The organism is Nonomuraea fuscirosea (assembly GCF_035917475.1).
In the GTDB taxonomy this organism is placed as follows: domain Bacteria; phylum Actinomycetota; class Actinomycetes; order Streptosporangiales; family Streptosporangiaceae; genus Nonomuraea; species Nonomuraea fuscirosea.
This window is the reverse complement of record NZ_CP109074.1, coordinates 9,802,255-9,824,135: the sequence shown is the minus strand read 5'-3', so window position 1 is coordinate 9,824,135 and position 21,881 is coordinate 9,802,255. Positions and strand designations below refer to the sequence as shown.

The 21,881-nt window shown below is 68.0% G+C and carries 21 protein-coding genes; 13 read left to right on the top strand and 8 right to left on the bottom strand.

Annotation, left to right across the window (positions count from 1 at the left end; genetic code table 11):
* Window positions 1-46: 46 nt before the first annotated feature.
* Genes nuoL through OIE67_RS45000 form a run of 4 tightly spaced genes read left to right on the top strand, consistent with a single transcriptional unit; the run spans window position 47 to window position 6,046 of the window.
* Window positions 47-1,897: an NADH-quinone oxidoreductase subunit L gene (gene nuoL / locus OIE67_RS45015; protein ID WP_326645686.1), complete on the top strand. Its 1,851-nt coding sequence runs from the start codon at window positions 47-49 to the stop codon at window positions 1,895-1,897.
* The gene (locus OIE67_RS45010; RefSeq protein WP_326632072.1) at window positions 1,897-3,456 is read left to right on the top strand and encodes an NADH-quinone oxidoreductase subunit M; all 1,560 of its coding nucleotides are present in this window, start codon (window positions 1,897-1,899) and stop codon (window positions 3,454-3,456) included. The genes nuoL and OIE67_RS45010 overlap by 1 nt, the downstream gene beginning before the upstream one ends.
* Window positions 3,453-5,045 carry an NADH-quinone oxidoreductase subunit NuoN gene (gene nuoN / locus OIE67_RS45005; RefSeq protein WP_326632071.1) on the top strand — a complete coding sequence of 531 codons (1,593 nt, stop codon included), beginning with the start codon at window positions 3,453-3,455 and terminating at the stop codon, window positions 5,043-5,045. Before OIE67_RS45010 ends, nuoN begins: the two co-directional genes overlap by 4 nt.
* A gap of 11 nt (window positions 5,046-5,056) precedes the next feature.
* A complete protein-coding gene (locus OIE67_RS45000) occupies window positions 5,057-6,046 on the top strand; it encodes a polyprenyl synthetase family protein (protein ID WP_326632069.1) in 990 nt (329 codons plus the stop codon).
* Here OIE67_RS45000 and rarD read toward each other — a convergent pair.
* The 3 genes from rarD to OIE67_RS44985 all read right to left on the bottom strand — a co-directional run bounded on the left by rarD (window position 6,022) and on the right by OIE67_RS44985 (window position 8,890).
* Window positions 6,022-6,960: an EamA family transporter RarD gene (gene rarD, locus OIE67_RS44995; RefSeq protein WP_326632067.1), complete on the bottom strand. Its 939-nt coding sequence runs from the start codon at window positions 6,958-6,960 to the stop codon at window positions 6,022-6,024. The genes OIE67_RS45000 and rarD overlap by 25 nt on opposite strands.
* Before the next feature lie 147 nt (window positions 6,961-7,107).
* Window positions 7,108-7,761 carry a response regulator transcription factor gene (locus OIE67_RS44990; RefSeq protein ID WP_326632065.1) on the bottom strand — a complete coding sequence of 218 codons (654 nt, stop codon included), beginning with the start codon at window positions 7,759-7,761 and terminating at the stop codon, window positions 7,108-7,110.
* Window positions 7,739-8,890, bottom strand: a complete 1,152-nt coding sequence (locus OIE67_RS44985; protein WP_326632062.1) for a sensor histidine kinase — start codon at window positions 8,888-8,890, stop codon at window positions 7,739-7,741. The genes OIE67_RS44990 and OIE67_RS44985 overlap by 23 nt, the downstream gene beginning before the upstream one ends.
* Before the next feature lie 165 nt (window positions 8,891-9,055).
* On the opposite strand from OIE67_RS44985, the gene OIE67_RS44980 reads away from it, so the two are divergent.
* The 3 genes from OIE67_RS44980 to OIE67_RS44970 all read left to right on the top strand — a co-directional run bounded on the left by OIE67_RS44980 (window position 9,056) and on the right by OIE67_RS44970 (window position 13,064).
* Window positions 9,056-10,900: a serine hydrolase domain-containing protein gene (locus OIE67_RS44980; RefSeq protein WP_326632061.1), complete on the top strand. Its 1,845-nt coding sequence runs from the start codon at window positions 9,056-9,058 to the stop codon at window positions 10,898-10,900.
* A gap of 91 nt (window positions 10,901-10,991) precedes the next feature.
* Window positions 10,992-11,294 (top strand): PIN domain-containing protein, encoded by a 303-nt coding sequence (locus OIE67_RS44975; protein ID WP_326632059.1) that lies wholly within the window; start codon window positions 10,992-10,994, stop codon window positions 11,292-11,294.
* Window positions 11,295-11,972: 678 nt separating this feature from the next.
* Window positions 11,973-13,064: a helix-turn-helix domain-containing protein gene (locus tag OIE67_RS44970; RefSeq protein WP_326632056.1), complete on the top strand. Its 1,092-nt coding sequence runs from the start codon at window positions 11,973-11,975 to the stop codon at window positions 13,062-13,064.
* A 90-nt stretch (window positions 13,065-13,154) separates the two neighbouring features.
* Here the strand turns inward: OIE67_RS44970 and OIE67_RS44965 are convergent, their stop codons facing one another.
* Entirely contained in the window at window positions 13,155-14,111 is a 957-nt protein-coding gene (locus OIE67_RS44965) for an NADP-dependent oxidoreductase (RefSeq protein ID WP_326632054.1), read from the bottom strand.
* Window positions 14,112-14,221: 110 nt separating this feature from the next.
* Here OIE67_RS44965 and OIE67_RS44960 point away from each other — a divergent pair, with 110 nt between their 5' ends.
* The 4 genes from OIE67_RS44960 to OIE67_RS44945 all read left to right on the top strand — a co-directional run bounded on the left by OIE67_RS44960 (window position 14,222) and on the right by OIE67_RS44945 (window position 16,436).
* Window positions 14,222-14,782: a TetR/AcrR family transcriptional regulator gene (locus OIE67_RS44960; protein ID WP_435876018.1), complete on the top strand. Its 561-nt coding sequence runs from the start codon at window positions 14,222-14,224 to the stop codon at window positions 14,780-14,782.
* Between the two features lie 159 nt (window positions 14,783-14,941).
* On the top strand, window positions 14,942-15,424 hold the full coding sequence (locus tag OIE67_RS44955) for a hypothetical protein (protein WP_326632049.1): 483 nt from the start codon (window positions 14,942-14,944) through the stop codon (window positions 15,422-15,424).
* Between the two features lie 181 nt (window positions 15,425-15,605).
* Window positions 15,606-15,914: a hypothetical protein gene (locus tag OIE67_RS44950; protein ID WP_326632048.1), complete on the top strand. Its 309-nt coding sequence runs from the start codon at window positions 15,606-15,608 to the stop codon at window positions 15,912-15,914.
* A gap of 3 nt (window positions 15,915-15,917) precedes the next feature.
* On the top strand, window positions 15,918-16,436 hold the full coding sequence (locus OIE67_RS44945) for a type II toxin-antitoxin system RelE family toxin (RefSeq protein WP_326632046.1): 519 nt from the start codon (window positions 15,918-15,920) through the stop codon (window positions 16,434-16,436).
* 105 nt (window positions 16,437-16,541) lie between these two features.
* Here the strand turns inward: OIE67_RS44945 and OIE67_RS44940 are convergent, their stop codons facing one another.
* Window positions 16,542-16,724 (bottom strand): DUF397 domain-containing protein, encoded by a 183-nt coding sequence (locus OIE67_RS44940; RefSeq protein WP_326632044.1) that lies wholly within the window; start codon window positions 16,722-16,724, stop codon window positions 16,542-16,544.
* A gap of 213 nt (window positions 16,725-16,937) precedes the next feature.
* Entirely contained in the window at window positions 16,938-17,777 is an 840-nt protein-coding gene (locus OIE67_RS44935) for a helix-turn-helix domain-containing protein (RefSeq protein ID WP_326632042.1), read from the bottom strand.
* 977 nt (window positions 17,778-18,754) lie between these two features.
* On the opposite strand from OIE67_RS44935, the gene OIE67_RS44930 reads away from it, so the two are divergent.
* On the top strand, window positions 18,755-19,348 hold the full coding sequence (locus tag OIE67_RS44930) for a hypothetical protein (RefSeq protein WP_326632040.1): 594 nt from the start codon (window positions 18,755-18,757) through the stop codon (window positions 19,346-19,348).
* A gap of 109 nt (window positions 19,349-19,457) precedes the next feature.
* On the opposite strand, the gene OIE67_RS44925 is transcribed toward OIE67_RS44930, so the two are convergent.
* Window positions 19,458-20,183 (bottom strand): MerR family transcriptional regulator, encoded by a 726-nt coding sequence (locus OIE67_RS44925; protein ID WP_326632038.1) that lies wholly within the window; start codon window positions 20,181-20,183, stop codon window positions 19,458-19,460.
* A 59-nt stretch (window positions 20,184-20,242) separates the two neighbouring features.
* Here OIE67_RS44925 and OIE67_RS44920 point away from each other — a divergent pair, with 59 nt between their 5' ends.
* Entirely contained in the window at window positions 20,243-20,932 is a 690-nt protein-coding gene (locus OIE67_RS44920; RefSeq protein WP_326632035.1) for a hypothetical protein, read from the top strand.
* Window positions 20,933-21,016: 84 nt separating this feature from the next.
* Here OIE67_RS44920 and OIE67_RS44915 read toward each other — a convergent pair whose 3' ends face one another.
* Entirely contained in the window at window positions 21,017-21,826 is an 810-nt protein-coding gene (locus tag OIE67_RS44915; RefSeq protein ID WP_326632033.1) for an isocitrate lyase/PEP mutase family protein, read from the bottom strand.
* Window positions 21,827-21,881 lie beyond the last annotated feature (55 nt).

Here is a 21,881-nt window from a genome sequence, read left to right as displayed (position 1 = left end):
TGAGATCACCCAGCACACCGGCGGAGTGATCGGCAGCGCCTGGCTGATGATCGCCTTCCCGTTGCTGGGAGCGCTCATCCTGCTCACGCTCGGCCGCTTCACCAACCGCTGGGGCCATCTGCTGGGCGTGGCCATGTCCCTCGCCTCGTTCGTCGTGGCGGTGCTGGCGTTCTTCGAGCTGATCGGGTTCGGGGAGGAGCAGCGCCGCAAGGCCGTCGAGCTGTACGACTTCATCCCCGGCATGGTCAAGATGGGGCTGCTGATCGACCCGCTGTCGATCAGCTTCGCGTTGCTGATCACCGGTGTGGGCTCGCTGATCCACATCTACTCGATCGGCTACATGGCCCACGACGAGCACCGGCGCAGGTTCTTCGCCTACCTGAACCTGTTCGTGGCCGCGATGCTGCTGCTGGTGCTGGCCGACAACTACGTGGGGCTGTTCATCGGCTGGGAGGGCGTCGGTCTGGCGTCGTACCTGCTGATCGGGTTCTGGCAGTTCAAGCCGTCCGCGGCGACCGCCGCCAAGAAGGCGTTCGTGGTCAACCGGGTCGGCGACTTCGGCCTGCTGGTCGGCATGTTCGTCATCTGGACCACGTTCGGCACGCTGACCTTCAAGAACCTGGGCGAGCAGATCACGGCCGGCCAGACGAACGGCGCCATGCTCGCCATCGGCCTGCTGCTGCTCCTCGGGGCGTGCGGCAAGTCCGCGCAGCTGCCGCTGCAGTCCTGGCTGCTCGACGCGATGGAGGGCCCGACCCCGGTCTCGGCCCTGATCCACGCGGCGACCATGGTCACCGCCGGCGTCTACCTCGTGGTCCGCTCCGGCGCGTTCTTCTTCCCCGAGGGCTCGGGGGCGGCGCTCGCCGTGACCATCGTCGGCGCGGCCACGCTGCTCGCCGGTGCGATCATCGGTTGCGCCAAGGACGACATCAAGAAGGGCCTGGCCGGCTCGACGATGTCGCAGATCGGCTACATGATGCTCGGCGCGGGCCTCGGCCCGGCGGGCTACGCCTTCGCGATCGGCCACCTGATCACGCACGGCTTCTTCAAGGCAGACATGTTCCTCGGCGCCGGATCGGTCATGCACGGCATGAACGACGAGGTCGACATGAGGAAGTACGGCGCCCTGCGCAAGGTCATGCCGATCACGTTCGTCACGTTCTTCATCGGCTACCTGGCGATCATCGGGTTCCCGCTGCTGTCCGGCTACTTCACCAAGGACGGCATCATCGAGACCGCGGTGCACCACCAGCCGATCCTGGGCTGGCTGGCCGTGCTGGGCGCGGGCATCACCGGCTTCTACATGTCGCGCATGGTCTTCATGACCTTCTTCGGCCAGAAGCGCTGGGCCGAGGACGCGCACCCGCACGAGTCGCCGCTCGTGATGACCATCCCGCTGATGATCCTTTCGCTCGGTTCGCTCGGCCTGGGCGCCTACCTCGTTTTGAACGGGACGCTGTACCGGTTCCTCAGCCCCGCCGTGGGCGGAGACCCGGCCGACGCCCCGCACTTCGACCCGTTCACCACCCCCGGCCTGGCCACCCTCGCGCTCGTCGCGGTCGGCGTGGGCATCGCCTGGATGAAGTACGGCCGGGCCGAGGTGCCCGCGGTGCAGCCGCGCGGCTCCTTCCTCACCACGTTCGCCCGGCGCGACCTGTACGGTGACGCGCTCAACGAGTCGCTCTTCATGCGCCCCGGCCAGTGGCTGACCCGCCTCGCGGTGTTCTTCGACAACCGGGGCGTCGACGGGCTGGTCAACGGCCTGGCGGCGGGCATCGGCGGCAGCTCCGGGCGCCTTCGGCGGATCCAGACGGGCTTCGCCAGAACGTACGCGCTGTCCATCCTGATCGGTGCCGCCCTGCTGACCGGCGCCCTGCTCCTCGTTGGGACCATCTGATGTCACCCTGGCTTCCGATACTCATGGCGGTGCCCGTGGTGGGCGCCATCGTGGTGGCCCTGCTTCCCAAGGGCAGTGACAAGCTGGCCAAGCAGGTCACGCTGCTGGTCTCGCTGCTGGTGCTGGTCCTGACCGGGGTCATGGCCGCCGGGTTCTCGCCTGGCGGCGAGCGCTTCCAGTTCAAGGCCGAGTACGACTGGATCCCGAGCTTCGGTGTGAAGTTCGGGGTCGGCGTGGACGGCGTGGCGCTCGTGCTGATCGCCCTGTCGGTCGTGCTGGTGCCGATCGTGGTGCTGGCCTCCTGGCACGACGCCGACGGCGTCAAGACCGCCGACGGCACGCTGATCACGCCCAAGCGGTCGGTGAAGACGTACTTCTCGCTGCTGCTGGTGCTGGAGACGATGATGATCGGCGTCTTCGCGGCGACCGACATCTTCCTGTTCTACGTCTTCTTCGAAGCCATGCTGATCCCGATGTACTTCATGATCGGCTCGTACGGCGGCGCCCAGCGGTCCTACGCGGCCGTCAAGTTCCTGCTGTACTCGCTCTTCGGCGGCCTGCTCATGCTGGTCGCGGTCATCGGGCTCTACGTGGTGGCCGGCAGCAAGACGTTCATGTTCCCCGAGCTCGTCGGGGTCATCCAGGACCCGGCCATGCAGAAGTGGCTGTTCGCCGGATTCTTCATCGCCTTCGCCATCAAGGCGCCGCTGTGGCCGGTGCACACCTGGCTGCCCGACGCGGCCGCCCAGGCTCCGGCCGGCGCCGCGGTGCTGCTGGTCGGCGTGCTGGACAAGGTCGGCACGTTCGGGATGCTCCGCTTCTGCCTGGAGCTCTTCCCCGACGCGGCCAAGGCGTTCACGATGCCGATCGTCGTGCTGGCGGTCATCAGCATCATCTACGGCGCCATCGTCGCCATCGGGCAGACCGACATGAAGCGGCTCATCGCCTACACGTCGATCTCCCACTTCGGCTTCATCGTGCTGGGCGTGTTCGCCATGTCCTCGGTCGCCCAGTCCGGCGCGGCCCTCTACATGGTCAACCACGGCTTCGCCACCGGCGCGCTGTTCCTGGCCGCCGGGTTCCTCATCGCGCGGCGCGGCTCGCCGTTCCTCGGGGACTACGGAGGCGTGCAGAAGGTCGCTCCGGTGCTGGCCGGGTTCTTCCTGGTCGCCGGTCTGGCCGGTCTTTCGCTGCCGGGCCTGTCGTCCTTCGTCAGCGAGTTCATGGTCATGATCGGCTCGTACTCCAGCCAGGCTCACGGCTCGGGCGCGCTGTCCGTGGCCGCGATCATCTCCGCGGTCGCGGTGATCCTGGCGGCCGTCTACATCCTGTGGATGATCCAGCGCACGATGAACGGGCCGACGGCCGAGCCGGTCAAGGCGTTCAAGGACCTCAACGCCCGCGAGATCTGGGTGCTGGCCCCGCTGGTCGCCCTCATCATCGGCTTCGGCTTCTTCCCCAAGCCGCTGCTCGACGTGATCAACCCGTCAGTGCAACAGACGCTGACCAACGTGAAGGTGCCCACCTCCACCATCGCTGAGAAGGGGACGGGTCAGTGAACGACGTCATCCAAGCGCCGACGATCGAGTACGGCACTCTGGCGCCGTTGCTGGTCGTCTTCGGCGCGGCCTGCATCGGCGTCCTCATCGAGGCGTTCGCGCCGCGCTATCTGCGCAAGTCCTTCCACGTGCCGCTCACGCTGCTGAGCCTGGCCGGCGCGTTCGCGCTGGTCCTGGTGCAGACGCTGCGCGGTCAGGTCTCCACGACGCCGTCCGCCATGGGAGCGGTGGCGGTCGACGGCCCCTCGCTGTTCATCTGGGGCGTCATCCTCATCCTGTCGTTCGTCTGCGTGCTGCTGATCAACGACGAGGGGCACTTCGTGGCCTCCGCCGCGTCCGTGCCGGGCAGCTCCGACGAGGAGGAGGCCGAGGCCCACGACAACGGCACCGGCCACACCGAGGTCTACCCGCTGGTCCTGTTCGCGGTCGGCGGCATGCTGCTCTTCCCGGCCGCGCACGACCTGCTGATGATGTTCGTCGCCCTTGAGGTCATGTCGCTGCCGCTGTACCTGCTGTGCGGTCTGGCCCGCAGGCGCCGCCTCCTGTCGCAGGAGGCGTCGATGAAGTACTTCCTGCTGGGCGCGTTCTCCTCGGCCTTCTTCCTGTACGGCACCGCGATGATCTACGGCTTCGCGGGCACCGTCTCGCTGCCGGGCATCAACCAGGCCATGGCCGCGGGCAACACGCTCGACCCGCTGCTGCTGATCGGCTTCGCCATGCTCGGCGTGGGCCTGCTGTTCAAGATCGGCGCGGCGCCGTTCCAGGCCTGGAAGCCTGACGTCTACCAGGGCGCCCCGACCCCCATCACCGCCCTCATGGCCTCCGGCACGCTCGTTGCGGCCTTCGGGGCCGTGCTGAGGGTGTTCTGGGTTGGTCTGGGGAACCTCGACTGGAACTGGCGGCCGGTCATCTGGGGCGTCGCGGCGCTCACGATGGTCGTCGGCTCGATCCTGGCGATCACCCAGACCGAGATCAAGCGGATGCTGGCCTACTCGTCCATCGCGCACGCCGGCTTCCTGCTGGTCGGCGTGCTGGCCACGTACGGGAGCGCCGAGCAGAACGCGGTTTCGCTCAAGGCGATCCTGTTCTACCTGGCGGTCTACGGCATCACCACGGTCGGCGCGTTCGCGGTGCTGACGCTCGTGCGCGATCCCGGCGGCGAGGCCGGGCACCTGTCGCGCTGGGCCGGGCTCGGCAAGCGCGCGCCCGTCCTTTCCGGGGTGTTCGCCTTCTTCCTGCTGGCCTTCGCCGGCATCCCGCTGACCAGCGGCTTCTTCGGCAAGTACGCCGTCTTCGCCGCGGCGCTCAACAGCGGAATCCAGCCCGGCGACTCCATGGGCGGCTGGATGGCCGGCCTGGTCGTCGTCGGCGTGCTGGCCAGCGCGATCGCGGCGTTCTTCTACGTCCGCGTGATCGTGCTGATGTTCTTCAACGAGCCGGCGGCGGACGGCCCCGCCGTCGCGGCCCCCAGTATGGGGACCGTGGCGGTCATCGCCGTTTCGTTGCTGGTTACCGTAGGAGTGGGCCTCTACCCGGAGTCCGTGCTCGGTGTCGCCAACGACGCTGCCAGCAGCCTGTTCATCAGATAAGGGGATCTCGTATGTCTGCGCCTCCCGTGGTTGACCTTCCCATAGAGGACGAACGGCTGGCGCAGGACGTGGCCACCGGGCTGGCCGCGGTCGAGAAGCTTCTGCGCTCGTCCGTGGAGAGTGAGGACGCCTTCGTCACGGAGGCGTCCAAGCACCTCATCGAGGCGGGCGGGAAGCGGTTCCGCACCTTGATGGTGCTGCTCGCCGCGCAGTTCGGCGACCCGTCGGCGCCGGGGGTCGTCCCCGGCGCCGTGGTCATCGAACTGACCCATCTGGGCTCGCTCTACCACGACGACGTCATGGACGAGGCCCCGGTGCGCCGGGGCACGCCGTCGGCCAACGCCCGGTGGGACAACACCGTGGCCATCCTCACCGGCGACTATCTGTTCGCCCAGGCCTCCGACATCCTCGCCGACCTCGGTCCCGAGCTGATCCGCATCCAGGCGCAGACGTTCTCCCGCCTGGTGCAGGGCCAGATCCGCGAGACCATCGGCCCGCGGGACGACGAGGACCCGGTCGCCCACTACCTGAGCGTCCTGTCCGACAAGACCGGCTCCCTGATCGCCGCCTCGGGCCGTTTCGGCGCGCTGCTGTCGGGCGCGCCCGCGGACGTCGAGGAGCGGCTCAGCCGCGCCTGCGAGGCCATCGGGGTGGCCTGGCAGCTCGGTGACGACCTGCTGGACGTCTCGTCCACGGGCGCCCAGTCGGGCAAGACGCAGGGCACCGACCTGCGCGAGGGCGTCAAGACGCTGCCGGTGCTGTACGCGCTGGCGGCCGGCGACTCGCCGCGGCTGACGGCCCTGCTGTCGGGGCCGGTGGCCGACGAGGACGTCGAGGAGACCCTCACCCTGCTCCGCGCCCATCCCGGGATGGCCAGGGCGCGGGCCGAGCTGGCGGCCTGGGTGGACCGGGCCCGCACCGACATCTCGGGCCTGCCCGACATCCCGGCCAGAGACGCCTTCCTGGCCCTCTGCGACTACGTGGTCGAACGCTCGGGCTGAGGCGTCTCCAGCGCCACGCGCTTCCGGGTCTTCCGGGCGGACGTACGTGCCGCCCGGAACCCGTCGTACGTGAAGATCAGCAGGGCCAGCCACACGATCGAGAACCCGATCCACCGGCTGGACGGCATGACCTCCTTGGCGATCAGCACGCCGCACGCGAACTGCAGAATCGGCGCGATGTACTGCAACACGCCCAGCGCGCTCAACGGCACCCTGATGGCCGCCGCCCCGAAGCAGATCAGCGGCACCGCCGTGATGGCGCCGGCCCCTACCATGAGCAGCACGTGCCCGGCCCCGGCGTGCCCGAACGTGGTGCCCCCGCTGGCCTGCAGATAGATCAGGTAGCCGAGTGCCGGCAGCAACAGCACCATCGTCTCGATCGCGAAGCTCTCGGTGGCCGCCACGTTGGCCTGCTTCTTGACCAGCCCGTACAGGCCGAAGCTGACGGCCAGCGTGAGCGCGACCCACGGCAGCCGCCCGTAGTCGAGCGTCAGCACCAGCACCGCCAGCGCCCCGAACCCGACCGCCGTCCACTGCAGCGGCCGCAGCCGCTCCCGCAGCAGCACCACCCCGAACAGCACGCTGACCAGAGGGTTGATGAAGTACCCCAGAGCACTCTCGACGACGTGCCCGGCGTTGACCGCGTAGATGTAGGTGCCCCAGTTGACGGTCACCACGACGGCGGCCAGCGTCAGCAGGGCGAGTTTGGCGGGCTGCCCGGCGATCTGGCGCAGCCACGACCAGTGCCTGCGCACGCTCAGCAGGAGGACCACGATCACCAGCGACCACACCATGCGGTGGGCGAGGATCTCGATGGCTCCGGACGGCTTGAGGAGGGGCCAGTAGAGGGGGAAGAGTCCCCACATGATGTAGGCGGCGATCGCGAGCAGAACACCACGCCGAGCGTCAGGCATGTCACCCAGTTTGGGACATTACCACCTTGAACACAAACTTCGTCCACTATACGGAAATATGTAGACATGCTTAAGTGTGCGGCGCCGGATACCAGCGCGCGTGACCTTGTCTGGTCTGTTGGACGCCGCGACGAGGGACCCGGATGGTCAGTCGACCAGGCCGGCGCGGTAGGCGGCGATGGCCACTTGTACCCGGTTCGTGACGGCGAGCTTGACGAACAGGCGGGAGATGTGGCTTTTGACCGTGGCTTCGCTCATGTTCAGGCGGGCCGCGATCTCGGTATTGGAGCGGCCGAGCCCGACCTCGATGAGCACCTCGCGCTCGCGACCGGTCAGGGTCTCCAGCCGGGCGAGCGCGTCACGGCGGCGCCGAATGGGTTGGTCGGTGGTGAGCCGGTGGATCAGCCGCCGAGTGACCCGCGGGGACAGCATCGAGTCGCCGCCGTGCGCGAGACGGATGGCCTGGATCAGGTCGTGCGGCGAGGTGTCCTTGAGCAGGAACCCGCAGGCTCCCGCCTCCAGGGCGGTGAAGACGTGCTCGTCGCTGTCGAACGTGGACAGGATGATCACCGCGGGTGTCCGGGCGAGCCGGCGGATGGCCCCGGTGGCGGCGAGGCCGTCGTACCGGGGCATCCTGACGTCCATCAGGACGACGTCGGGCCCCAGGCGGCGGACCGCGTCGACGGCCTGGTTGCCGTCCTCGGCCTCGCCCACGACCTCTACGTCGGGGGCGGACTCGATGATGAACCGCAGTCCCGCGCGGATCAGCGGCTCGTCGTCAACCAGCAGTGTCCTGATCATGTGATTCCCCCGGGGATGCGTCCGTGGCGTGCCACGGCAGCCGGCCCTCCAGACGCCAGCCTCCCGCATCGTCCGGCCCGCCGCGCACCGTTCCGCCGATCAGCCGGAAACGTTCCGCCAGGCCCACCAGACCGACCCCGGCGCCGGTCTCCAGGCTCGGCTGGAGCGATGGTCCGTTGGTGACCGCGATCGTGACGCCGTCTTCCCTGCTCCCGGTCGTCGTGACCGTGACCGGGGCCCCGCGGGCGTGCTTGTGCGCATTGGTCAGGCCCTCCTGGACGAGGCGATGCGCGGCTCTGGCCGTTTCCCATGGCCACGTGCCGATATCGCCGTGCAGGGTGACGGTCCCGCCGGCCGATCGCCAGGAGTCCACCAGCCGCCGCAGGTCGGGGAAGCCGTCGTCGTCATCGCTGGGCCCGGCGCGCAGCACGCCAAGGATCTTGCGCAGCTCTTCGAGGGCCTCCTGCGCGCTGACCCTGATCAGCGCCGCCTCCCGCTCGATGCGCTCCGGCCCTGCGCTCGCGTTCACCTCAAGGCCGCCGGCATGCAGCGAGATGAGCGTGACCTTGTGCGCGAGCACGTCGTGCATCTCCCGGGCGATCCGGCCGCGCTCGGCGGACCTCGCCTGTTCGTTGCGCAGACGCTGCTCGGCCTCGGCGCGTTCGGCGCGCTCGCGCAGCGATCGGGTCAGCTCCCGGCGGGTGGTGGCGTACGCCCCTGCCGCCAGCGTGACCCCGGTCGCGGTCGCCGCCGAGATCAGCGCGTCCGTGCCCAACCGGCCGCCGTCCACCCACTGCTGGGCCATGAACCCCGCCATGCCGATCGCCGCCAGCGCCGGGAAACGCGTGCCCGCGCCGGAGAACAGGCTGATCAGCAGCGGCCCCGGATTGCCCGACAGCACGTACGCGCCCGCCCCGGCGACGGTCACCGCCACCGGCCACCGGCCCTGGAACCACACCGCACCCGTGCCTGCCAGCCCGGCGGCGGCGATGACGGGTCGCGGCAGCGGCGCCCAGGGCGTCTTGACTGCCAGGACGGTGAGGAACAGGCAGAGCGCCACGGAGGCCGCGCTGATCGCGTGTGGCCCGAGCACGGCCATCCGCCGCGGCACCGCGCGTAACGACAGCATCGGTCCAGCGTAGCCAGGGCGGCGGCGCATCACCTCATACCGGCGTCGGCGCTGGACGCCGGGCGTCTCCGACTTTCGTCGGAGACGCCCATGGCCGCGATGGCGATGCGGCCGCGCCCTCGCCGGCCGCATCGTGGATGGCCTCGACAAGGTCAGGAGCCGCCCGTGTACGTCCTCCGTTCGATGCTCGTCGCGGTGTGCGCGGCGCTGATGATCCTCGTGCCGCGTCCCGCCGTGGCAGCTACCGAGATTCCGGACGAACGTGCTCTGGCCGCCTTCTTCGACGCCGCGATGGCGGACGGGCTGGCGGCCGACCACGTGCCGGGCGCGGTCGTCTCGGTGGTGGGCAGCGGGAAGATGCTCTTCAGTAAGGGGTACGGGCTGGCCGACGTCGAGAACCGCAGACCTTTTGACCCGGCCACCTCAATGGTCCGGATCGCCTCGATCACCAAGCTGTTCACCTGGACCGCAGTGATGCAGCAGGTTCAGCAGGGCAAGCTGGACCTGAAGGCGGACCTGAACCGCTACCTCACCGCGTTCCGGATCCCCGCGACCTACCCCCGGCCGATCACGCTGCAGGACCTGATGGACCACACGGCCGGATTCGAGGACCGCACGATCGGCGTGGGGTCGCGGAGCAAGGACGACGTGCCGCCCTTGGCGGACTATCTCGCCGACAACATGCCCGCGCGGGTGCGTCCGCCTGGCGAGGTGTCGGCGTACTCGAACTATGGGGCGGCGCTGTCCGGACACATCGTGGCTCGGGTGAGCGGGCAGCCGTATGACGAGTACGTGCGCGACCACATCCTCGGCCCGCTGGCGATGCGGCACAGCACGGCCGCCGAGCCCGTTCCCGCCCCCTTGGCCGCGGATCTGGCGCGCAGCTACGACTACGAGGACGGGGCGTATCGGCGCAAGCCGTTCGTCTTCGACAACCTCGCCCCTGACGGGTCGATCAGTGCCACCGCGAACGACATGGCCCACTTCATGATCGCTCACTTGCTGCACGGACGCTTCGGCGACCGGCGCATCCTCGACGAGCCGACGGCCCGGCTCATGCACCGGCGGACGTTCGCGGCCGATCCGCGCATCGACGGGTACGCTCACGGGTTCAAGGAGCAGACACTCAACGGGCATCGCGTGATCATGCACGACGGCGGCTGGGAGGGTTTCCAGAGCGCGTTGCTGCTGGTGCCCGACGCCGACCTCGGCCTGTTCGTCTCCACGAACAGTCTCGGCGGGGCCGACGCCATGACCAAGATCATTCCCGCCTTCTTCGACCGCTTCCTGCCTGGACAGCGCGCAGTGCCCGACGGCGGTGCTTCCGTCATGCCTGTCGAAGGCTTCTACAAGCTCACCAGGTCCGCAGAGTCCAACATCGAGAAGGTGGTCGCCCTGACCGGTTCCACCCGGCTGCGGGTGGCGGGCGGGAAGCTCACCTTCAGAGGCTCGACGTGGAGCCCGCTGGGGCCTGGGCTCTATCAGCAGGACGGCGGCACGCAGCGGCTGGCGCTGGTGCCCGGCGGGAGCGATGCCGCGTACGTGGCCACAGACGGCCCCGCCTACCAACGCGTCCCCTGGTGGGACACCCCGCCGGTCAATGCCATCATCGTCCTGCTGTTCGCCGTCACCGCACTGACCGCCGTGCTCGGCCTGCCGGTGGCCGCTGTGGTCCGTCCGGCCAAGAAGCGTCCCGTTTCGCGTGTCTGGCGCGCCGGGCGTGTCCTGACTGGGCTCGCCGCCGCGGTCGGACTGGTGTTCGTGGTGCTGTTCACGCTGGTTCTGACCGGCGACACGAGCATCCTGTACGGCGTGCCGGCCAACGTCCAGGTCCTCCTGGTGCTGCCGCTGCTGGTCCTCGCACTCACCGTCGCCGCGGTCGCCACGACCGTGAGGACTTGGCGGCACGCGGGCGTCCTGGCCCGCGGCCATCAGATGGTCGTGCTGGCGGGGCTGCTCGCCCTCCTCTGGTTCTGCCAGCACTGGAACTTGCTCGGCTGGCACCTGTGATCACTCGACCGCTTGGGGCGGTGAGTTGCCCGGTCGGGTGACCGCCGGCGCAGCCGGATTCGCTGGCCGGCGTGCGTCCCCGCAGGCACAGATGACGGCCGCTCCTCGCACAGGACTTTTGCTACCGCCGATCGAAGCGCAGGACGTCCGAGCAAAGAGTGATCGTCTTAGGAGGCACCTGTCCAGGCTGAGGATCGAGCCTGTGACCGAGGACATATCGGCGCTGGCGATCGAACTGCTTCGCGATGCTCGCCGGCACGGTCACAAGTACGCCGTCGACGCCGTGGTGGCGGCCACCGCGCTCCGCTCAGTGCGGCCGGTCATCGTTCTCACCTCTGACGAGGACGACATGAGGAAACTGTGCGGGAAGACCGTGCAGGTGGTCAAGGTCTGACACGGCCTGTGCGGGGTCGCTCAATGCTGGGAGCGGACCGCTGCCACCAGCGGTCCCTCCACAAGGTGCCTCACGGGTATTGCGGCATCGATGGCGTCGGCGTGGCCTGTCCGGTCGGCCTGGCATTCGGCGAGGCGCAGACCTGCGGGAAGAGTGGGATCCCGACTTGAGCCGCAGCGGTTGTTGCGGCGTGCGAAGAATCGGTACCAGAGCGGCTCCAGCGAATTCCAGACCTTCACAGTTGCCTGCATTTCCAGTCACCCCCATGATGAGCGACGCCAACACGCCGATTTTCTCCAGCGTCCACTTTCTTGGCGATCGTCCCCTATGGCCGGACTCGCCGTGGCTCTCGTCTGCGAGGCCCGACCGATCGCCGCCTTGTCGAATTCGGCTCATCTGAGCAGTCCCATCGCCGTGAGATGGTCTTCGAAGTCCGGTAGATCCACAGTGCGACATCTTGCGCTGGCGGCGTCGTGTCATGCCAACGGTCACGCACGCATGGCGCCTCACCCGGGACGGCATCGCCTACGGGTGTCACGCGGTGGCATCAGCAGCTTGGCGAGTACCACTGCCAAGATGAAAGCGCCGGCAGAAGCGCCAGGTGGCGATGGTGGAACATTTGCCTGAGGCCGGTCGGAGCGCCTCGCCTGAGTCGGCGGGGTGTGCGATTATCGCAACATGAGCGACCGTACGGGGTGGGCAGACGTCGGCGAGCGGGTGCGTGAGTGTCGCATCGCGGCCGATCTGTCGCAAGAGCAGCTTGCCGCGGTCCTGAATCTCGATCGGACGATGATCGCGAAGATCGAGCGAGGCATTCGCCGGGTAGACGCGCTGGAACTCTCGAAACTCGCGGCGGCGCTGGATGTTCCGCTGGCCTATTTCCTCAGTCCCCCGCCTCTTGTCGTGTCGCGGCGTACCGAAATGGTGGACGACGGGGATACCGAGGCAGCCCGGCAGTCCTACTCGTTGGAAGTGGCTCTGACCGCATGGCTGAACGACGTCAGGCAACTCATGGAGATAGGGACACTCTCCGCACCTGCCATCCAGCGCTACGAGGAACCGATTCAGGACGTGCCGGCCGCCCGCCGCGCGGCCTGGTGGGTGAGAGCGCAAGTCGGTGTGAACAACGAGCCGATCGACTCGCTCATGAGGGTGTGCGAGCGTTTGGGACAACTGGTCGCGGTTGTGGATGTGCCAGGCGAGGGAGCATCGCTGATCGAAGACGACCTCGCTGTCGCCGTCGTCAGCAAGCGGGGCGAACCCGGGCGCCGCCGGGCAACCGCCGCTCATGAACTCGGACATCTGATCATCGGTGACGAGTACTCCACCGACATGGGAGTCCATGTTTCCCGTGACGGAAGAGAAGCGATAGTCGATGCCTTCGCGGCGGAGCTTCTTCTTCCGATACGCGCGATTGCGGCAGCCGATGGAGCGTCGCTGCGAAGAGAGGATCTGGTCGTTCTCGCCGCCCGGTACCGGACTTCCTGGACTTTGACCATCCGCCAAGCGGTCGCGGCGGGTGCCGTTGACAAGGCCACTGCCCTGGAGATGCGACAGCGCAATCCCACGAAGGCGGAGCTGATGGAAGCGGTCGGCTGGGCACCCCAGCCCGACCTCGAACGCGTTCGGGTACCGCCGAGCTGCGCGCATGCGGTGGTGGAGGCCTACAAGAAGGCGCTCATTACGACGCCGCGCGCTGTCGAGCTCATGCGGGGGCAACTTGTGGCAGCCGATCTGCCCGTACGGGATGAAGCGGAGCTGGAGCCTTGAGCGACGCGGGACCCGGCCATGTCCTCGTCTTCGATGCGATGTGCCTCAATCATTTCGCACGAGCGGAACGCTTGGATGTGCTGCGGGGAGCTATAGGTCGATGACGACCTTGCCGTGTACGTGCCGGCCGGCCTGGAGTTCGGCCGCGCGGCGGATCTGGTCGATCGGGAAGGTCGCCGCGATGGGCACCCGCAGGCGGCCCGCCGCGACCAGGCGGGCGACTTCTTCCAGGGCGCCGAGGGCGGCGTTCGCGCCGTTGGCCGCCGGTACGCCGTCGATCTGCGCGGCGATGGTGCAGATGCGGTCGTCCGGTACGCCGAGTTTCCTGGCGACGTGCGCCGTCTCCGTTCCGTGCAGGTCGATGGCGGCGGTGACAGCGCCGGGAGCGAGGGCTCGGACCCGGTCGGCCAGGCCGTCGCCGTAGGTGACCGGCTCGGCTCCGAGGTCGCGCAGGAAGTCGGCTGAGGTCGCCGATCCTGTTCCGATCACGCGTGCGCCCGCGAGCCGGGCCAGTTGGACGGCGAACACCCCGACCCCGCCCGCCGCGCCGCCGATCAGCACGGTGTCGTCCGGGCCGGGGGCGATCACGGCTAGGGCGGCGGATGCCGTACGGCCGGCGATCGCGAGGGTGGCGGCGGTGCGGTCGTCGACGCCCTCGGGAGTGTGGTGGGCCTCGTTCGCCGCGATCCCCTCGTCCAGATCGATCAGCACGAAGTCGGCGACCGCGCGGGACAGCGCGCCCCCGAACACCCGGTCGCCGGGCGCGAAGCCGGTCACCCCGTCGCCGGCCTGGTCGACCACGCCCGCGTAGTCGGTCCCGAACCCGGCCGGCAGGCTCAGGCCGAACCGGGCGGCGGTGTCCGCGTCGGCGGTCATGATCCAGTCCATCGGGTTCAGGCCCGCTGCGGTGACCCGTACGCGGATCTGTCCCGGCCCGGCCTGCGGAGCGGGAACCTCACGGACGTCCAGGACTTCGGGGCCGCCGAACGCGTCGAGCCGGACCGCCCTGCTCCTGACCGCCGGCTGCTGAGTGCTCTGTTCCTGCATGTACGCCTGTCTCCTTGGAGGGAACGCGGTGAAACGGACTATGCTCCGTTTCCATGAACGACACTAACATAACCGGAGCGTGATCCGTTTTGGCTGACGAGGAGATGCGCGTGCCAAGGGCGGACGCAGCCCGTAACCGCGACCAGTTGCTCGCGGTGGCGACCCGCGCGTTCATGTCGGCTGACGCCGAGCCGTCGATGCGTGCCATCGCCCGCGAGGCCGGGGTCGGCATCGCCACGCTCTACCGGCACTTCCCGACCCGCGAGTCGCTGGTCGACGCGGTCTACCGGGACCAGGTCGTACGACTGACGACCGGCGCCCGCGAACTGCTCGGCCGCCTGCCCCCGGCCGAGGCGATGCGACGCTGGATGGACTTGTTCGGGGACTGGATCGCGACCAAGAACGGCATGCTCGACACGCTGCTGACGATGATCGAGTCGGGCGAGATCGCCCACGCGCAGACCCGGAGCGAGCTGCTGGCGGCCATCACCACGATCCTCGACGCCGGTCGCGCGGCGGGCGACCTCCGCTCCGACGTCTCCGCCGAGGACATCGCCGCCTCCCTCATCGGCATCTTCACGGTGGCTCCCAGGCGCGAGCACGAAGCCAAGGCCGGCCGCCTGCTGGACCTCCTGATGGACGGCCTCCACCCCGTTGCTCGACCGGCCTGAGCCCGAGCGACCGACCGCCGATCTCGGGTTGCCACACGGCAGCGCTCGGCAGGGGGTGCGAGCCTGCTGCACCGAGATGCCGACGTCTTCCGGGAGAACCGCCCGACCTACCGCATCACGGAACCGCTGATCGCCTTCTACCACGCGATCATGCGGCCCGTGTGGGACCAGTTGGAACGTCCCGGCAGTGCGAACCGGGTCTGGCAAGCCAGCCGCCGCCGTTTCGTCAGCAATGTCCTCGGCCCCCATTTCGAACAGGTCTGCCGCGACTGGGCCTTGCACCACGCAGAACACGATCTCTTCGGCGGACTGCCCGCCCGCGTGGGGCACGGCACCGTGCACGACCCCGCCACCCGCACCGGCCACGAAATCGACGTGGCCGTCATCGGTATCGCCGACCATGGCAAAGCGCCCCTTCTAGCCATCGGGGAAGCCAAATGGAACGACACCATGGGTGCCGCGCACATCGATCGGCTCCGGCACATCCGTGAACTCATCACTCGGGCCGGCCGCTATGACACCTCACAGACGAAGCTGATCTGTTTCAGCGGAGCGGGCTTCAACGACAAGGCCCGCCAAGCGGCGACATCGTCATCCGAACTCCACCTCGTCGACCTGCCCGCTCTCTACGGGCATAACTGAGCTCGATCGCGTGGCAGGCGACGAGGCAGGGGGTCCGGTGTTCAGGACGGCGCGGCTTCCGGACTCGCTCGGGAGGCCCCCTCGGCAATGGCTTTTGCCGCGATCCCGAGCGCGGAATGCCCCCGCCGATGCTCGGGCCAGGGACACTACGCTTCTGTATAGAAAGATGTACAGTTGATGTATGAGTGTTCTGCGCGACGTCACTGAGCTGAGCGTCACAGAGGCGGCCCAGCGAGGTGTCGCCCGCCTCGTGGCCGATGCGGAGCACGGGAGCGACCTGGTGGTCACTCGTCGGCACCAGCCCGTGGCGGCCGTGGTGAGCATCCACCGGCTCAACGAGTTGGAGGAAGCAGCGGCCGATCTGCGCGATCTGGCGCTGGTGCTCGCCCGGTCGGTCACGGATACGGGGGAGCGGGTCTCGTTCGATGAGGTGCTTGCCGCTTTCGGGCACACCCGAGAGTCGCTGGCCGCCGTCCCGGACGATGAGTGAACCGTGTCCGACGTCGTTTTCACGGCGCCGGCGGTCGACGACCTCCGGCGCATCGGCCCGGACGCGGTGCCCAAGGTACTCAAGAAGATCCTTCTCCTGCTGGACAACCCTGAAGCCGGCCATCCGCTGGGCGGGGAACTGAGCAGTTTCCGCAAACTGGTCGTCGGGCGTAACACCTGGCGTGTCGTCTACCGCATCGCCGAGGACAAGTCGGTGGAGATCTGCGAGGTATGGGCTGTCGGTGAGCGGGCCGACGCGGAGGTGTACGCGGAGGCGACCGCGAGAGTGCGTGAGGCGGACTCGAACCGTCCCGAGATCATCCAGCTCGGCCAGGTGATCGAACGACTCGGCGCGCTCGCCGATCACATGCGAGTCCAGAAAGCTCCCGCCAGGGAGCCGGTGCCAGATTGGCTCGCGGACCGGTTGATCCACACGGTCGGGATGGCATGTGAGGACGTGGCCGCTCTTGATCTGCAAGAGGCGGTCGACGCGTGGGCTGAATATCGGTCCAAGCCCCAATAATGTGGTGAAGTCCAATTCGTAGAACGCCCTGCCCGGTGGTCGCTCCGGAGCCGGCTACGACAACAGGCGGTATGCCGATCAGCACTTAGGAGTCGCGGGCGAGGGTCAGGCGAAGTCGCCTGCATGGATGCCCTCCACGAAGGCGTCCCACTCGGGCCGGGTGAAGGCAAGCACCGGACCCGCCTGCTCCTTGGAGTTCCTGAGGAACACATAGGACCCCATGAACGCCACTTCTACACAGTCACCAGGATTGCACTTCGTGCTCTTTAACCAGGTCAAATGACGCATGCGAGGATCCGCCATGAAGTATCCCAGAGCTTCCCGTGGTAGGCACCATGCGTTGGCCGTGCTCTATCTCACGAGTGTAGGTTCCCTGACCGGGATTCTCCTACACCATCAGCACGTCACAGCACCCTGGCGGGCGCATCATGCGACGATCAATGACCCGCTCGTGTCACGGCGTCACTTCAAGCCGCAGCAGGAACACTAAAGGGTGACCCGTTACCCCATTTCCGCAATGACACGCTCGATGAGCTCGCGTGACGCCTCCGGGCTCAGCGCCGTCTCGCGCAAGGTCTCGAATGCCGAGTTGTAATTGACGATCTCCGGATCGCGACCGGTGACGGTGAGCGCACCGCCGCGGGAGTTCTCCAGGTAGAGGACCGGGCCGAGCGCGCCTTCGAATTCGAGTACGGCGAAGTTGCCAGTCATGCCGAAATGCGCGCCGACGTCGAAAGGGATCACCTGGATCGTCAGGTAAGGGCGGGTGGCCTGTAGTTCCAGCAAATGCTTCAGCTGGTTCGGCATGATCTTGAGATCGACCCGGCGGCCCACTCGGCGGCGGATGACGGCCTCGTCGAGAACGAACGCCTGCTCCGGTGGAGGGTCTCGTTCGAGCAGCTTCTCCTGGCGCAACATGCGGACGGTGACCAGCATCTCGGCCCGCTCTTCGCTCACGTATTGGCGGGTCAGGGCCCTAGCGTAGTCTTCGGTCTGCAGCAGCGCCGGCATGACCGCCAGACCGAAATGCTTGATCCGGGAAGCGCCGTATTCGTAGCCGAGGAAGGCGAGATAGGCGGGGTCGCTGGAAAGCTCTCTGCTGTATGAACTCCACCAGCCGCGTTCGCGCGCGCCCCTGGCCAGCTCGATGAGGTGGGCCATAAGCGGGGATCCGTCGTCGACGCCGTATTGGCGCAGCAGGGCCTGCAGGTCCGTGGTGGAGATGCCGACGCTGCCCCCCTCGATGCGGATCAGCTTGGACGGCGACCAATCCAGCGCACGGGCGACTGTTTCTTGTTTCAGATTCTTCTCCTGGCGCAGGCGTACCAGCTCTGAAGACAAGAGGGCCCGATGGATGACTGGCCCTTGATCAGCGCACATCCTTACTGTTACCTAACTCTCCGCATGCAGCGAGGTCTGCAAGTGTGCTACCTGCAATCTGACAGGAAGCATAGCGCATGGCTCTCACCGCCACATGCACCGGTCCCGACGACGCGTCATTCTCTGGTTACTTTGCCTACTTCCTCGGCGGAAGGAGCTACCCACCGTACCCTACCTGGCTAGCTGCAGGTGTATAGTAGCGACATGTAATCTGCTACATGCAGATGGCCAGATTACGATAGCTAGCTACAACATTACCAAGAGTTAGCAGGCGGGTCTCGATTGATGGCGGGAGATCGGGGAAGACGCGACCGCCGCCTCTGCTGCTCTGGGCGCGTATGCGAAGCACACGATCAGCACGGCGAAAGGTGGGCCTTTGGGGTGCACATAGCGAGCGCGAGGATGGAGAACCCCCGCCATGTGCGGGATGCGGACCCGCACAGCCATTCACCTCAGGCGCGAAGCCGCCTGGTCGGTGCAAGTCCCTCAGTTGAGGGGGCCACTCTCCTGCCGGATGCCCACGCGTCTCTGCCTGCCAGCTGATGAAGGCGTGGACAACGAGAGAGCGGCCCCCGTCGAACCCCCGGGAGGAGGTTCGTCATGTGTACGACCTCGACTGTGAGGCCACAGCGGAGTGCCTGTCTAGGCATTCGGCATGGTTCACTTGGCGCTACCGATTGGGGCCCACGGTTCCCCGGTCGCAAATACGCCCGCAGAGCGCCCATCGGCCCGCCAGTAAACCGGGACGTTCTACGTCCACGACCCCATTGTCGTCAAACAATCAGGGCAGGCGACGACCGCTGCCGGTCAACAAGGTGTGGCCTGAACGCCACAGCCCGCCGAACCCCCATTCAGTGTTTCGGTCGCGCCGATTGTGGGCGCGCCTGGCTTGCTCACATACCTCACTCCGGTCTCGTGAGCCGGCGCGGACGACTGGTATGAACATTCCAGGATCGTCACGGGCTCTCAAGGTTCTGAAGGTCGGTCTGGCGGTCGGGGGTGGCGTTCTGACCGCTGCCCATCTGCCCGCGCTGCCGTCCGCGCGGATGCTGAGCGATCAGACGGTCGGCTTTCTCGACGTCTGCGTCGTCGTCCTGATCGTGGGTTTACTGCTGCTGGTCATCGTGGACAAGGTCTTCCAGTACCGTCTGCAACGTCAGCGGCAGGATACTGAACGGCTGACGCAGGAGAAGGTAATAGACAAGATCAATTCGGACGAGGGGCTGATCGATTTCCTGCGGGCCCGTACGGAATATGAGATTGCGGCTCAAGGGCGTGCCCTTGAAGACAACGTCGTTTCTCTGCGGCACGGCCACCCGAACAGCGCTTCCACCGGAAACGACGCGGAAGCGGCGGGCCGGTCGGACGATCCCAGCGCGAGTCAGATAGCGGAGCGGATGCTCGTCATTCGTCACCAATATCGGACCGGGTGCCACGACTGTTCCTGCGCCCGTTGTCGAGGGCAGCGGAAAGCGGCGGTGAAGAAGAACGGCGACCATCGGAAGTTCCGGCAGACGAACGGGGGTCTATGACGTGGTCTCGCCACATTAATGCCGCTACAAGGGGTGGGTGGGGTTCGTGGTGGGTGCGGGATCGGTCGTCGTGCGTGGCGGCTTGCCGGGGGACGTTGTCGGCTCGTCTTCATGGCCGAATGTCTGCGAGGTGGGGGGTGCAGGGGATCTCCAGGATGGTGGCGTGAGCGCCGTCGGTGTCGGTGAGGTGGTCCTCGATGGTGGGGCCGGTGATGGTGAGGTGGTGGCGGTGCAGCCAGGCGAACAGGTCCTGGCCGGCGCGGATCACGCCGGTCGTGGGCGGAACGACGGCTCGTACGACCGTGCGGGGCGGCAGGGTGAGGTGTTCGGTGGCGTCTTCGGTGGTCAGGGCGGCGGTGAAGGTGCCGGTCGGGTTTGCTTGGAGCCAGGTCAGCAGGGTCGCCGGGGGTGGTGGGCAGAGTGCCGCCAGCTGCGCGGGGTGGTCGAGGGTCATGCGGTGGACGCGTAGGCGGCGTGGGCCTACCCGGGTCTGCTGGGGCAGGATCGAGGCCGGGGCGGTGAGGTGGTCTTCGGCGTGTGCGGCGGTGGTGGTCAGGGTGGCGATGTCGCGGCGGAGGGTCGCGACGGTCTCGGTCAGCGCCTGCCGCAGCTGTGACTCCGGGGCGTCCAGCAGGTCGGCGATCTGGCGCAGGGGGAGGCCGAGGCGTTGCAGGCCGCGGATGCGTTCGAGTCTGGACAGTTCGGTGACGCCGTACCAGCGGTAGCCGGTGGTGTGGTCGGTCGCTGCCGGGATCAGGAGGCCGATCTTGTCGTAGTGGCGCAGGGTTCGTTCGGATACGCCCACCATGCGGGCCAGTTGGCCGATCCGCCACATGACGTTCCTCTCCTGAGGGGTTGACCTTGTCGCCGCGTCAGGGTTCTAGCGTCCGGTCCATGAGCGATCCGAACCCTCGGCGCCGGCTCGCCGGCGTGCTGCTGCTGATCTCGCTGGTTGCCATGGTCGCCGGTACGGCCCTCGTGGTGCCATCGGGGTTGACCCTGAATCCCTACGACTCCGGCGCTGTGTTGATCGCGGTACGCCAGCAGGTCGGGGTGCATCTGGCCGAGCTGGCGTTCGACGTGGTGGGGTGGATGGGGTTGACCGCGGCTGGGCTGGTGCTGGCCGGGGCGGTGCACGCTGAGCCGGTGCCGGCACAGGCGTGGAGGCTGTACCTGGAGAGGTTGGCCGGGGGGCTGCTGGCCGGCGCGGGGCTGGCGGGGGTGTTGCATGATGCGGGGAATCTGGCCGTCACCCAGCTGGCGGCCCGGCCGGCGGCTCCGGGGGTCGAGACCATGGCCATGGGTGTGCTGCTCACCGCGAAGTGGACGGTCAACCTGGCCGGGCTGCTGTGGGTCGCGGCCACCGTCGCCGGCGCCGTGGGCTGGGCGATGCCGGCCGGGTTCCGGGTCGCCGGCCTGATCGCCGCCCTGTCCGGGCTGAGCGCGGTCGTCCTGCCGTGGACGACGGGCGCGGCCGGCCCCGCCCCTGGGCTGGAGCAGCTCGGGTACGCGCTCCACCTGCCCGTCATGATCTGGTACGCGGTCCTGGGCGGTCGGTATCTGCGCAGACGGGATGTCCCGTGACAGGAGGAGGAGCCGGGCCCTGCGCCGGCGAACGGGGACGGCGGTTGTCAGGTGAAGGGAGGGTGGCGTTCGGTGAGCGCGTGGTCAGGTGAAGGGAGGGTGGAGGTCGGTGAGCGGGGCCATGCGCGTGACGAAGCCGAAGCGGCCGGCGCGCATCTCCTTGGCCGCGTCCATGAACGAGCGCAGCGCCACCCGGGAGAGCGCTCCGCCGATGCTCACCCGGCGGACGCCGATCTCGGCGAGCTGGGCCAGCGTGATCTCCGGGTCGGCGAAGCCCATCACGACGTTGACCGGTCCGCCGACCGAGGACACCACCGCGCGCATCTCGTCGAGCGTGCGCAACCCGGGGGCGTACAGGACGTCCGCGCCCGCCTCCTCGAACGCCCGCAGGCGGCTGATGGTGTCGTCGAGGTCGCCGGCCTGCCACAGCAGGTTCTCGGCTCGCGCGGTGAGGACGAAGGGGATGGGCAGGGCACGGGCGGCCTCGACGGCCGCGTGGACGCGTTCGACGGCGAGCCCGAAGTCGTAGATCGGCGCTCGCGGATCACCGGTGGCGTCCTCGATGGAGGCGCCCACGGCGCCGGCGGCGCAGGCGTCCGCGATCATCGTGGCCGCCTCGGCGGGGTCGTCGGCGTAGCAGTTCTCCAGGTCGGCGTTGACGGGCAGCGGCGTGGCGTCGCTGATGGCGCGGAGGTTGCCGAGGATGGCCTGTCTGCTGGCCCGCCTGCGGCCGAGCTGGTTGGCCACGCCGAGGCTGGTGGTGGCCAGGGCCTCGAAGCCGAGCGAGGCGAGGAGGCGGGCGGTGCCGGGGTCCCAGGGGTTGGGGAGCAGGAGGGGTTCGGGGCGCTCGTGCAGCTCGCGGAAGCGGAGGGCCGCGGCGGCCTGGTCGGTCATGGTGGCTTTCCCGTCGTGGTCGTTCCTGGAGGGGTGGGTGGTTCAGGTGCGGGCG

Excerpts from the sequence above, each read along its gene's own strand:
- OIE67_RS45010 (WP_326632072.1), top strand. The coding sequence starts at position 1,897 with ATGTCACCCTGGCTTCCGATACTCATGGCGGTGCCCGTGGTGGGCGCC.
- OIE67_RS44920 (WP_326632035.1), top strand. The coding sequence starts at position 20,243 with ATGAGCGATCCGAACCCTCGGCGCCGGCTCGCCGGCGTGCTGCTGCTG.
- OIE67_RS44925 (WP_326632038.1), bottom strand. The coding sequence starts at position 20,183 with ATGTGGCGGATCGGCCAACTGGCCCGCATGGTGGGCGTATCCGAACGA.
- rarD (WP_326632067.1), bottom strand. The coding sequence starts at position 6,960 with ATGCCTGACGCTCGGCGTGGTGTTCTGCTCGCGATCGCCGCCTACATC.
- OIE67_RS44950 (WP_326632048.1), top strand. The coding sequence starts at position 15,606 with ATGAGTGTTCTGCGCGACGTCACTGAGCTGAGCGTCACAGAGGCGGCC.
- OIE67_RS44940 (WP_326632044.1), bottom strand. The coding sequence starts at position 16,724 with ATGCGTCATTTGACCTGGTTAAAGAGCACGAAGTGCAATCCTGGTGAC.
- OIE67_RS44990 (WP_326632065.1), bottom strand. The coding sequence starts at position 7,761 with ATGATCAGGACACTGCTGGTTGACGACGAGCCGCTGATCCGCGCGGGA.
- OIE67_RS44915 (WP_326632033.1), bottom strand. The coding sequence starts at position 21,826 with ATGACCGACCAGGCCGCCGCGGCCCTCCGCTTCCGCGAGCTGCACGAG.
- OIE67_RS44975 (WP_326632059.1), top strand. The coding sequence starts at position 10,992 with ATGACGGCCGCTCCTCGCACAGGACTTTTGCTACCGCCGATCGAAGCG.
- OIE67_RS44965 (WP_326632054.1), bottom strand. The coding sequence starts at position 14,111 with ATGCAGGAACAGAGCACTCAGCAGCCGGCGGTCAGGAGCAGGGCGGTC.
- OIE67_RS44985 (WP_326632062.1), bottom strand. The coding sequence starts at position 8,890 with ATGCTGTCGTTACGCGCGGTGCCGCGGCGGATGGCCGTGCTCGGGCCA.
- OIE67_RS44930 (WP_326632040.1), top strand. The coding sequence starts at position 18,755 with ATGAACATTCCAGGATCGTCACGGGCTCTCAAGGTTCTGAAGGTCGGT.
- nuoL (WP_326645686.1), top strand. The coding sequence starts at position 47 with ATGATCGCCTTCCCGTTGCTGGGAGCGCTCATCCTGCTCACGCTCGGC.
- OIE67_RS44970 (WP_326632056.1), top strand. The coding sequence starts at position 11,973 with ATGAGCGACCGTACGGGGTGGGCAGACGTCGGCGAGCGGGTGCGTGAG.
- OIE67_RS45000 (WP_326632069.1), top strand. The coding sequence starts at position 5,057 with ATGTCTGCGCCTCCCGTGGTTGACCTTCCCATAGAGGACGAACGGCTG.